This is a genomic window from [Flexibacter] sp. ATCC 35208 (assembly GCF_001975825.1).
Taxonomy (GTDB): Bacteria; Bacteroidota; Bacteroidia; order Chitinophagales; family Chitinophagaceae; genus Chitinophaga.
The window spans coordinates 131,587-143,778 of the sequence record NZ_MTKN01000017.1 but is presented as its reverse complement, the minus strand read 5'-3'; the positions used below and the strand labels follow the sequence as shown (position 1 = coordinate 143,778).

Genomic DNA, 12,192 nt, shown 5'->3' with positions numbered 1-12,192 from the left:
AGACTAAACAACTTCAATATGAGCGCAAGCATCGATTTTGACAAATATGAGGTAGTGATAGGCCTGGAAGTACACGCCCAACTGCAAACAGAGAGTAAACTATTCTGTGGTGACAGTGCTGCTTTCGGAGGCGCTCCCAATACGCATATCAGCCCAATTACCCTGGGGCACCCGGGTACCCTGCCTAAACTAAACAAAAGGGCCGTGGAATATGCCATTAGGCTGGGTCTGGCCTGTGAATGCCACATCGAAAAGGAAAACTACTTTGCCCGCAAGAACTATTTTTATCCTGACCTGCCGAAAGGCTACCAGGTATCTCAGCATACGGCGCCTATCTGTGTAGGTGGCCGCGTCGTGATCCCTACTGCCGATGGTGAAAGAGCTGTACAGCTGAACCGCATCCATATGGAGGAAGATGCCGGAAAATCTATGCATGACCAGGATCCGGACTTTACCATGGTCGATTTAAACCGTGCTGGTGTACCCCTGCTGGAAATTGTGACTGAACCGGACCTGCACAGCAGCGATGAGGTATATGCATTCCTTACGGTGCTCCGCCGCCTGGTACGGTGGGTAGATGTGTGCGATGGTAACATGGAGGAAGGTAGCATGCGCTGTGATGCCAACATCTCTATCCGTCTGAAAGGCGAGACCAAACTCGGCACTAAAGTAGAAGTAAAAAACCTGAACTCTATCCGCAATGTAAAACGCGCGGTAGAAGGTGAAATAAAACGCCAGATCACCCTCGTAGAGAGTGGAGGCACAATCGTACAGGAAACCCGCGGTTTCGACGCTGGCAGTGGTGGTTCTTACTCCCTGCGCTCCAAGGAAGAAGCGAATGACTATCGTTACTTCCCTGAGCCGGACCTCGCCCCCTTCTTTTTTACCGACGAATTCCTCGAAAGCATTCGGGCATCACTACCTGAGCTGCCTGAAGCACTGGTGCACAAGTATGTACAGCAATATGGACTCTCTGATTACGATGCCAAAGTAATTTGTGACGACAAAGCCACTGCTGACTACTTTGAACAGGTGGTAACGCAGATTCCAAAACACAAAGCAGTAGCTAACTGGCTGCTGGGACCAGTGAAATCCACCCTCAATGAAAAGGGCATTGACATGACGGTCTTTCCGCTGCCTGCAAAGGCGCTGGCTGCCCTTATTCAGCTGGTGGAAGATGGTAAAGTGAGCTTCTCTATCGCCTCCTCCCGCATATTCCCGGAACTGTTGCTGGAACCGGCCACTGCACCGCTGGAAATAGCTACCCGTCTCAACCTGTTGCAGGATAATAATGCAGATAATATTTCCCCCATCATTGATGAGGTATTAAATAAATACCCTGATAAGGTGGCAGAATTCCGCAAAGGGAAGAAAGGCCTGATGGCCCTGTTTGTGGGTGAAGTCATGAAAGCATCCAAAGGCAAAGCCGATCCAAAACTGACCAACCAGCTGCTGGCTGAAAAACTTAAATAACAACTGATCTATATGAAGAAATTAGCATTATGGGCGATAGCCTTCGGTTTTGTACTGGCGGGTTGTCACCAGCAAACCGAGAAAGGGAATTTCGTGATCAATGGCAAAATTGATAATGCGCCTTTAGGTACTGTTGTACTGGAAGAACTGTCTATGGATACCTTGAAAATAGTGGATTCTGTGACACTGACAGATGCCAGTGGCAAGTTTACCCTGAAAGGTATGCTGCCAGAACAGGGACTGTACCGTATTCGCTTTGGCGAAGATGAACAGCACTTCATTCTGCTGGCACTGGATGCAGGTACCATGACTGTGACTGGTGATCTGAATAACCTGGAACTGGTAAAATTTGAAAATGCTGAAGCTTCTTCTGAACTGCAACAGCTGCTCAATGATGTAAGCTCTAAAAGCCGTTCACTGACAGAAGAAAGTATGGCACTGGATAGCATGGCGAAGAGCGGTGCCGGTGATAGCGTGATACAGGCAAAATCCAGCGTACTGGAAGCAAAAGAAAAAGAAGTAACTGATTTTGTAATGCATGCAGCTACTACTTCCAAAAACCCTGCTGTTGCTGCGTTTGCACTGAGCATGATCAATCCACAGTCTTTGATGAGCAGCGGAAAAGAAATTGCTGAAGTGAAGAGCCATTTCCCTACTAACTCATTGGTAGTTGGATTAACTGGTAAACTGGAGCAGATGCTGAAACAACAGGCTGGTGAAGTAGATGCGAATATGACTGCATTGCAGGTGGGTCAGGTAGCACCTGATTTCTCTTTGCCAGATCCTTCTGGGAAGATGGTAAGTCTGAGTTCTTTCAAAGGTAAGTTTGTGTTGGTTGATTTCTGGGCGAGCTGGTGTCAGCCTTGTCGTATGGAAAATCCGAATGTAGTGAAGGCGTTTAATGCTTATAAGGATAAAAACTTTACTGTACTGGGTGTGTCTTTGGATAAAAAGAAGGAAGCATGGGTAGAGGCGATTCAGAAAGATGGTTTAACATGGACGCATGTAAGTGATCTGAAATTCTGGGAGTCTGCGGTAGTACCTTTGTATGGAATTAATTCTATTCCGACGAATATGTTGCTGGATCCGGGCGGGAAGATTTTGGGAATTGGATTGAGAGGAGAGGCGCTGGAAGCGAAGTTGAAAGAAGTGATAAAATAACTGGGATTTAATATCAAACATGAAACGCTTTTGCCTACGGCAAAAGCGTTTCATGTTTGGGGTTGGGGCCTGCGGCCGGCAAATGCGGGTTTGTTGTGCAGCTGAAATGTAGGGCTCTTAGTACCCGGCGTTTTGTTGTATGTTTTTGTTTACATCTATTTCTCTTTGAGGTATCGGTGGGATCACTGTTGGTGAGGTAGCAGGATACGTACAGGCAGGTGTATTTAACTCCACTGCATCCCCACAAAATGTTCTTACAATATCCTGTTTGTTCCTCAACAGATCGAAGTAACGATGCCCTTCGAACATTAATTCTTTCCTTCTCTCTAACAGTACATTTGCAAGTACATCTGCATCAGGAATATTAACGAGATCAGGTAGTTTTCTATTAGCACGAATAGCATTTACATCTTCAATAGCAGCTGCATAATTACCCAGCTTTGCATTTGCTTCTGCACGTATCAGGTATTGCTCTGAGATACGTAATATCTTAGGACTACACAATCCTGAAATCCCATCCTGACCATAGAATTTCTCATTTTCATATTCAGTAGGGCTTCCACTAAATGGCATTATAAATGATGTGTAGCGTGCATCATCAGTATCAAATACTTTTACGATATCTGGTGACACCCGAATGTCTCCATAACCGGGTTTCAGATATATTCTACCTACATCATCAGAACCTAATGATTCAGTAGACAATACCCTGAGTGTGAAAATATCTTCACTTGTACCAGGTGTGTTGTAGAAATCTGGTAAATCTTTTGCGGTGACTATTGCATATTCACCTGAATTAATTACTATAGATGATTCCGTTACAGCATTTGCATTATCACCTTTATAGAGGTATACTCTTGCGAGCAATGCAGATACCGAATATGCGTTTGCGTTATATGGATTACCGGCATCACTTTCCAGTAATGATTTCGCTTGTGTAAGATCATCGATGATCTGTGTATACACTTCATCCTCAGTATTTCTGGCAGGAGAGCCTACTTCAAATTTAGTCATAACAGGAATGCCCGGTGCACTACCACCACCAATAGCATACGGCTGTGCAAAAACCCGCAGCAAATCAAAATGTGTGAGTGCTCTGACAAACAACGCCTGACCTAATGCACTATTCTTTTCTGCATCTGTACCATCTTTTAATGCAGGAATACTGTTGATGATATTATTTGCTCTCAGCATGACAGTATATGTCTGATTCCAGAGGTTTGTGATATCCCCGTCAGATGTGAGCCAGGTGACACGAAATGTAGAAGGAAAGCGATTACTGTTAGTCGCAGACAAGTATACATTATCAGCAGCCAATTCAGGTATCACTAAAAAATTTCGTCCATAATAATTCACGGAACGCATACCTGCATACATACCGCTGATACCGGCATTTACCCCGGCAATATCAGTAAGTGCATCTTCAGTAGGCAGTTGTACTGCTGGCGATAATGTGAGCTTATCATTGCAGGCAGTAAAAGATAGTAAAAGGAATATATAAATGATAGAGTTTCTCATGTTTCAGCAGTTTAGAAGTTTACATTTAAACCCAGACTTACGGTCTTTGAAGGAGGATATCTGAACGTTTCATTGGCAGTAATATCCTGCTCCGGATCCCAGCCGGTATAGCCTGTCCATGTAATTAAATTGGTACCTGTTGCAAATACATATGCCTTTGTAATTTTTGCATGTTTTAACCATCTTGCAGGCAGATTATAAGAGAGCGTTACATCCTTGAGTCGAAGGAACTTACCGTCTTCTAAAAACCTGTTGGACGTAACGGAACTTGCAGAGTTATTACCTCCTTTTTTAGGCTTAGGTCGTTCTGCAATATCACCCGGTTGACGCCAGTAATTTTGTCCTTGTTGTTTGCTATAATTGTAACCAAAGTATACACCATCTGCATCTGATACTGCCCTTGTCTGGTTCAGCACTTTATTGCCTGTCAGACCGTAAAACATAAATGATAATCCAATACCTTTATAGGAGAATCTGTTAGTCAGTGAACCTATATATCTTGGTTCTGCATTGCCCGCCACTACTTTGTTTGCAGCATTCAGGCTACTGGTTGTTTTGTTATCGATAGTGTACCATAATGGGTTCCCATTTTCAGGATCAACACCTGCCCACCTGGCCATGTACCAACTGGTTACATGATAACCGACACGCTGTATTGAAATAGAACCTGTGATATCCTGTCCGCCATACAATTCAAGGATCTTATTTCTGTTCATAGAGAAGTTGAGTTCTGTCTGCCACTCAAATCCATTGAATTTTATATTCGTGTTGGTCAGCATAGCTTCAATTCCTTTGTTCTGTACCCTGCCCACATTCGCCTGTTGCTGTGTGAAGCCACTGGTACTCGATACAGGTGTATTCATCAACAAACCATTTGTGATACGCTTGTATACATCGAACGTCAGTTTGAGTCTGTTATTCAGCACAGCTGCTTCCAGGCCGATGTCAGATGATTTATTCTTTTCCCAGGTCAGGTCTTTGTTACCAATGGTGCTTGGTGCATTGCCAGGTGCACCATTGTAAGATGTATTATATGCATACAATGCAGTAGCGACAAAGTTGTCAAAGTCGGCATTACCGGTGAGCCCATAACTACCTCGCAAACGCAGATCGGACAAGATTTTCTGCGATTGCATGAAAGGTTCATCTATCAGTATCCAGGAAGCGCCGACAGAGTAGAAATTACCAAAGCGTTTGTTTACGCCAAAACGGGAAGAGCCATCATTACGATAGGTGGCATTGAGTGTATAACGACCTTTGTAATTATAGTTGAGTTGTCCTAAGTAAGACACAAATGTATAGTCAGTACCGTTACCATTCACATCCTGAGGTGTAGAGGTCACATCCAGTACTTTCAGGTTACCGGATACAAGACCGATACCTTCTGCACCAAAGCTGATGTTGTTAAAGCGATCGTATTCCATCACCGCGATATAGTTGAGGGAATGATCTTTTGCAAGCGGAATGCTACCCGAGGCAGAGAGCTGATTGGTCAACGTTGTATTGCGCACTAACTGGTCGAAGATATCACCACTCTTCAGGGGTTCTGCACTGTTATAACCATCGTGGGTAGTAGGATCAGTGAACAGATGTGCATATCCATATACCAGGTCCATATTTACCTTTTCGGAGATCTTTAGCCAGTCAGTAAATGTATAAGATACTGTCAGGCCACCCAGACCTCTGAAATTATTCAGCTTATTTGAGTTGCGGGAATAGGAGTAGAGGAAGTTATTCTTGGAAACCGCTTTAAACTCCGTTTCGTTGCCCGTATACATACTTCCGTCTGGCTTGTAAGGACTCTGGAAGGGAGAGACGAAAAAAGCGCCTAAAATAGGGCTGGAATAGAAATTTCCTCCACCTGCAGAATTATAGTCAGTATAGGACAGGTTCAGGTTGAGTGCCAGGTCGATCTGGTTATTCACTTTGGAAGTCACGTTGGACATTACAGAATAGCGTTTCATACCTGTGCCGATCATTGGACCATCAACCTTTTCATATCCGCCGGAGGCGTAGTATTTCGCTTTTTCGGTACCACCGGAACTGGTAACACCGAGTACATGGTTAGTACCTCTTCGCCAGCCGGCTTTGCCCCAGTCAAAGGCGTTGTCGAGTAGCGACATGGGAAACTGTGCATCAATATCTGCCTGAGATGTGCCATTGATGGCCAGCAGATCTCTGTCGTAGTGCAGGGCTTCGGCAGGTGTCATTAATTCAGCGTGGCCTCTGGTCATTTCTGTTTTACCATATTGTGCATTGATGCCGATTGTAGAAACACCGGATTTACCTTTTTTGGTGGTAATCACAATGACGCCGTTAGCGCCTCTGGACCCATAGAGGGCAGTAGCGGATGCGTCTTTCAGCACGGTGATAGTTTCCACATCATTGGGGTTCAGATTTGCCAGCAGGTCATTGCTTTGAACTCCCAGTGAACCTGCGGCATTCAGGTCTCTACCATCGATGATCACACCATCCATAACATAGAGTGGAGAGGAACCGGCGCTAATAGAGCCTATTCCCCTGATTCTGACAGTTTGAATAGCGCCGGGCATACCTGAGTTGCCGCCAACGAAAACACCTGGCGTTTGGCCCTGTAATGCCTGATTAATATCAACGTAGTTTTTGTTCTCAAGGTCTTCGGCAGTGACTTCACCAACAGCGCTGGTTCGGGTTCTTCTGTTGGTATTTGTGTAACCAGTAGCGATGTATTCGCTCAATACGTTTTGGTCCGTCCCCAGGGTTACAGATACATTTGTCTGACCGGTCATTGCGACAGTAACGGATGAATAGCCGACAGACGATACCTGAAGAGATTGGCCAGGCTCCAGACTGATAGAGAAATTACCTTGCTGATCGGTGGTAGTTCCTTTATTTGTTCCTGCTATTCTGATGGTGGCAAGTGGGATAGGTTGACCATCGCGGGCATCGGTTACTTTTCCTTTGACGGTACGGGTTTGGGCATGCGTGGACACCACGCTGATGGCTAGTAATAGCCATAGGAGTACAGATGTTTTCATGAGGGAGTTAATTTAAAAGATCAAAGTGGGTTATGATAGGTGCATACATAAGGGAACTGCACGCCACATGGGCACGATGATGGCTACAAATAGGTATTCTTTGGCTTTTAAAAATGATGGATCGTTGTGTTCAGATTTTGGTTCTTAGCTATTTTGAGTTTGGATTATTAGTCTGTACTAATATAAAAAAATCGGGGGAGAAATAACAATTAAAAAAGGCGTGCATCTTAGAGATACACGCCTTTTTGATATTAAGAGTTGAAAGGATTACAATGCATCCCACCATACTGCCTCGAAGATGTCATCATGGTTGACAGCGTTTGCTTTGTTGTAAAGCAGTTCGTTATTTTCAGTAGGCAGTCTTCTTGGAATTGCGTTAGTACCGGTTACGTTGTCTGCGTTTGGAGTCAGCGTTGGGTAACCAGTTCTGCGCCATTCAGCCCATGTTTCGATCTGTGTGAACAGTGCGATATATTTCTGGGTGGCAATTTGTTCTTCTGTGATGGTCGCAGCTGTAGCAGAAGCGTGAGCAGCGATGTAAGTAGCATCAGGAGCGGAACCAGTCACCTGGGTTACAGCCTTGATCACAGCCTGGTTGTAGTAGGTAGCAGCATCGCCCAGGTTACCCAGACGGAAGCTAGCATCAGCCTTGATGAACAGGGCTTCGGAGTAAGTCACCAAAGGAATTGGTGAACCAGCACCAGCGATGTAAGAACCTACGTTGGAAGCTGTGGTATTTTCGGAAGAAGGAGCAGCACCTTCATAAATACCAGCGGCTGTTGTATCTGCATAGTAAGGCAAGCGAGGATCGCTGTCAGCTTGCAACATATCAACCAGGAATTTACCCATTTTGATATAGTTCGCTCTATCTGTATTGAATGCATACCACTGGTTTTGTTCAGCGGTAACAGTTCCATAAACAGCCATGGCATCACCAGCATCAGTTACGCTTGAAAGGTAACCCAGTGCAGTAGTTGCAGAACCAGTAGCATCACCTTTGCTCAAACGGTTAGCGAAACGAGCCTGCAGGATGTGCGCAGTATTTACCCATTTAGTCAGATCGCCTCCGAAGATGAAGTCGTCAGAACCCATTGTGTAGTTGTTAGTACCATCGGTAGCATTCAGGGTAGTGATTGCTTCGCTCAGCAGCGTCTGAAGGTAAGCATAGACATCTTCCTGTGTATCGAATTTAGGAGTAGTGTTACCGGTAATATTACCCAAACCAGCTTCGGTAGCAGGTACATCTCCCCATATATCAGTAGCGACACCCAGTGCCATTGCCTTCATGATTTTCATTACAGCAGCATACTGTTCGTTGGTAGCGCCGTAATTTTCGATCAGGTCATTTGCGGGCTGAACAACATTGTTATATAGGTTGTTCCAGTCGTTTGTATTAGCAGTATTCAGCAGCTGGTACTCATCGATTTCCAGCATCTGGTTAGATACACCACCAGTTTGTTGAGTCAGGGTAGCAGAGATTCTTGACAGGGTACCTGTGTAGGTGCTGTAAAGGCCCAGTTCTGCTGCTGACAGGATCAGCGGCGGAGTTGCAACTGTTGGGTTATTAGGGCTTTCACCATAACCTTCTGTGAACTTTGAGCAGCTTTCCGCCATGAATAACAGCGGTAATGCTAAGAATATTAAGACTTTTTTCATGACTTAGTCGTTGTAATTATTTTCAATAATACCTTTTAATGCACACCTTAGAACCCAACTCTCAGACCAACTGCATAAGTTTTAGTACCTGGGTTGTTGAAGTAATCAAAACCAGTCAGGTTAGAGCCGGCACCAGTTAAGCTGGTTTCAGGATCTACACCTTTATATTTGGTATGTAACCACAGGTTACGACCAGTTAGTGTCAGTTCTACAGATTTAATAGGGCTAGCGTTTCCGAACTTGTATTTATAACCCAGGTTCACCTCACGCAGACGAACCCATGATCCATCTTCAACAGCGTTTTCAACGGCATAACCAGATGCGTCACCTTTATAAACACGGAAGTAGTTCTGTGCAGAAACTGCTGTTGTATTTGCAGTATATTTACCGTCAGCACCTAATACCACACCTGGAATTACATAGGTTCTTTCGCGGTCTGCAGATTCAGCTGTTCTACCCAGGTTGTTCATTCTTGCATAGGTACCATTCCAGAGCTTACCACCATGTCTTACATCAAACAGAGCAGACAGGGTGAAGTTCTTGTAAGTGAAGGTAGTTCTTCCACCACCAGTCCAGTCTGGGAAAGGGTTACCGAGGTTACCACTAGCGGTTGCTACCTGAGGTAAACCATTTGCTTTAATGATGATCTGACCATCTTCATTACGTGCCCATTTAGAACCGTACAGTGCGCCATAAGGCTGACCTACGATAGCATAAGAACCGATAGAAGTGAAGGCAGATTCAACACTATTTTCATCAACACCTTCAGCCAATGCCAATACAGTATTTTTGTTTCTAGCGAAGTTGATCTGCACATTCCAGGTGAAGTCTTTCAGTTTCACCACATCAGCAGATGCCATTACTTCAACTCCCTTGTTCCGCATTTTACCAGCGTTATCGAGAATGTACTGGAAACCAGAAGAACCTGCGATTGGTCTGTATACGAGGATGTCGGTGGATGTCTTATTATAATAAGTCAATTCCACATTCACACGGGAGAATAATTTGAAATCCAGACCGAATTCTTTTTCCACACTTCTTTCTGGTTTCAGACCGATGTTACCCAGTGTGCTACTCAGGCTCATACCGTTCTGACCCATGAAAGGGAAGTAGTTACCATCAGTAAAACCATCCGCGAAGGTTGGGCTGGTATACACTGTATTTGCAGAGTAAACAGCAGGGCTCTTACCACCGGCAGCTATCGCAGCACGGATTTTACCGTATGTGATTACGTTATTAACAGGTACAATCTCAGAAAATACCCAGCTACCACTTACTGAAGGGTAGAAGAAGTTGTTTTTAGATTTACCGAAAGTGGAAGACCACTCGTTACGCCCGGTAGTAGTCAGGAAGAACTGGCCTTTGTAACCAAATTCCAGATCATAATATAATGCAGATGTTCTCTTGATTGTAGTAGAGTTATCAGCATACAGCGTAGAAGCGTTATTCAGGTTATAGTAATTAGGAATAGAGAGCTGAGTACCTTTACTATAATCATTCTGCCCCTGTTGCTGTAAAACGTTACCACCTAAGTTAGCAGTTACATCCAGTTTATCAAAAGTCTTATGACCACTCAGAATCAGATCTGAATACAGATCTCTGCTGGTGAAGGTATTTTCTTCGATCTGACCCAGGTAATCACTGATCTGAACAGATCCGATTGCAAATACCTGTTTGCTGAACTGGGTGTACATATCAACACCAGTACGGTTGCTTATTGACAACCAATCAGTGATTTTGAAGGTTGTATTCAGGTTACCGTAGAAGCGGTCAGTTTTATCTTTGTAAGGGTTGTTATACAGACTCCATAATGGGTTGTCGTAGTAGAGGTAGTAATTTTTGCTGGAACCATCAGAGAACTGGTAGTCCATCAAATTCCAGGATGCAGGAGCTCTCATCAAGCCCAACATTGCACCGGAAGTGTTAGAACCATTCTGTGCTTTAGTGCCTTCAGTCAGTACATAAGAAGCAGATACTGCCATTGTCAACCTGTCAGAGATTTTAGAGTCCGCGTTTACACGTACAGTAGTTCTCTGCAGATCAGTAGTAGGGATCACACCTTGCTGGTCCACACGGTTCAGGGACAAACGGAAAGAACTATTCTCGTTACCACCGGTTACAGATACATCGTGTGTGAAGTTCTGACCAGTCTTAAAGAAGTTTTTAGTATTGTCGTATGATTTAGCACCGCTTACAGAACTGATTAATGGGCCCCAGCTTTGTGGAGAACTGGTAGCGAGACCTCCTGGGTCGTATACTGGAGTAGTACCAGCAGCACCCTGGCTATAAATATGTTGTTCGTCAGGAAGTTGGCTTACTTTATCAAAACCAGCATTGAAGCTGTAATTTACCCTGGTAGCGCCAGAACGACCTCTTTTAGTAGTATAGATGATCGCACCGGAAGCAGCGTTTGCACCATACAAGGCTGCCGCAGCAGGGCCTTTCAGTACGGTTACGGTCGCGATATCGTCAGGGTTGATATCCAACGCACGGTTAGAGTTGTTTACACCCTGCAGGTTAGAGTTGTAAGGGTAGTTTCTTGCAGCAGTAGAGTTTGTACTGTTATCCATAGGCACACCATCGATAACGATCAGTGGCTGGTTATCCAGGTTGAAAGTAGCGTTACCACGGATGATGATCTTGGTAGATGCACCCGGTGTACCACCGGAACCTATTACCTGTACACCGGCAGCCTTGGAAGCCAGCGCCTGGATTACGTTGTGCTCGTTAGAGTTGATCAGCTCATCAGAACCGATCTTCTGAACGCTATAACCCAGGGATTTCATTTGTTTAGAAACACCCAGTGCGGTTACCACAACCTCATTCAGTTGTTTATTATCTGTACCGAGGGCTACAGAAATGTTTGCTGCACCGCCTACGGCTTTTTCCTGGTTAACATATCCTATGAAGGAGAATATCAGCGCATCGTTTGCACCTGCATCAATTTTATAACTACCATCGGCACTTGTAACTGTACCTTTGCCAGTTCCCTTCACTATAACTGACACTCCAGGTAAGGGAGACCCGTCTTTGGTATCAGTTACCTTTCCCGTAATTGTTCGTGTTTGTGCGAACGTGTGCAACACGCTCATGGCCACGAACAGCCATAGGAGTAATCCTTTCTTCATAAAAGATAATTGATTTGATAAAATGAACTTGTTAACAATTATATCAGTATTCCTCATAAGCAATAAGCAATATTCAATTCATAAAAATGCAAAAACCATTTCCCACGCCACTACAGCGCATAACAAAGCAGTATAGAATTCATAAGCAAACAGGTAATTCTCTTGTTCATTTTAACGTCTCCACGTTCTCCCCCGTTACTGTCAATGCTGTTTAAATAGAATACAAGCGACCCCTAATT

The 12,192-nt window shown here is 44.5% G+C and carries 6 protein-coding genes; 2 read left to right on the top strand and 4 right to left on the bottom strand.

What is annotated here, in order from left to right:
- Both gatB and BW716_RS13085 read left to right on the top strand, forming a co-directional pair.
- Positions 1 to 1,473 (top strand): Asp-tRNA(Asn)/Glu-tRNA(Gln) amidotransferase subunit GatB (gatB, locus tag BW716_RS13090; RefSeq protein WP_306460911.1); only part of this gene is annotated, 1,473 nt, incomplete at its 5' end.
- A gap of 12 nt (positions 1,474 to 1,485) precedes the next feature.
- The gene (locus BW716_RS13085) at positions 1,486 to 2,634 is read left to right on the top strand and encodes a TlpA disulfide reductase family protein (RefSeq protein ID WP_083723008.1); all 1,149 of its coding nucleotides are present in this window, start codon (positions 1,486 to 1,488) and stop codon (positions 2,632 to 2,634) included.
- 117 nt (positions 2,635 to 2,751) lie between these two features.
- Here the strand turns inward: BW716_RS13085 and BW716_RS13080 are convergent, their stop codons facing one another.
- The 4 genes from BW716_RS13080 to BW716_RS13065 all read right to left on the bottom strand — a co-directional run bounded on the left by BW716_RS13080 (position 2,752) and on the right by BW716_RS13065 (position 11,953).
- Positions 2,752 to 4,152 (bottom strand): RagB/SusD family nutrient uptake outer membrane protein, encoded by a 1,401-nt coding sequence (locus BW716_RS13080; RefSeq protein ID WP_083723007.1) that lies wholly within the window; start codon positions 4,150 to 4,152, stop codon positions 2,752 to 2,754.
- An 11-nt stretch (positions 4,153 to 4,163) separates the two neighbouring features.
- On the bottom strand, positions 4,164 to 7,169 hold the full coding sequence (locus BW716_RS13075) for a SusC/RagA family TonB-linked outer membrane protein (protein ID WP_083723006.1): 3,006 nt from the start codon (positions 7,167 to 7,169) through the stop codon (positions 4,164 to 4,166).
- A gap of 267 nt (positions 7,170 to 7,436) precedes the next feature.
- On the bottom strand, positions 7,437 to 8,825 hold the full coding sequence (locus BW716_RS13070; RefSeq protein WP_083723005.1) for a SusD/RagB family nutrient-binding outer membrane lipoprotein: 1,389 nt from the start codon (positions 8,823 to 8,825) through the stop codon (positions 7,437 to 7,439).
- A 47-nt stretch (positions 8,826 to 8,872) separates the two neighbouring features.
- On the bottom strand, positions 8,873 to 11,953 hold the full coding sequence (locus BW716_RS13065; RefSeq protein ID WP_179091115.1) for a SusC/RagA family TonB-linked outer membrane protein: 3,081 nt from the start codon (positions 11,951 to 11,953) through the stop codon (positions 8,873 to 8,875).
- Between the last annotated feature and the right edge of the window lie 239 nt (positions 11,954 to 12,192).

Bases quoted from the DNA above. Each gene is read 5' to 3' on its own strand.
- BW716_RS13085 (WP_083723008.1), top strand. From the start codon at position 1,486: ATGAAGAAATTAGCATTATGGGCGATAGCCTTCGGTTTTGTACTGGCG.
- BW716_RS13080 (WP_083723007.1), bottom strand. From the start codon at position 4,152: ATGAGAAACTCTATCATTTATATATTCCTTTTACTATCTTTTACTGCC.
- BW716_RS13075 (WP_083723006.1), bottom strand. From the start codon at position 7,169: ATGAAAACATCTGTACTCCTATGGCTATTACTAGCCATCAGCGTGGTG.
- BW716_RS13070 (WP_083723005.1), bottom strand. From the start codon at position 8,825: ATGAAAAAAGTCTTAATATTCTTAGCATTACCGCTGTTATTCATGGCG.
- BW716_RS13065 (WP_179091115.1), bottom strand. From the start codon at position 11,953: ATGAAGAAAGGATTACTCCTATGGCTGTTCGTGGCCATGAGCGTGTTG.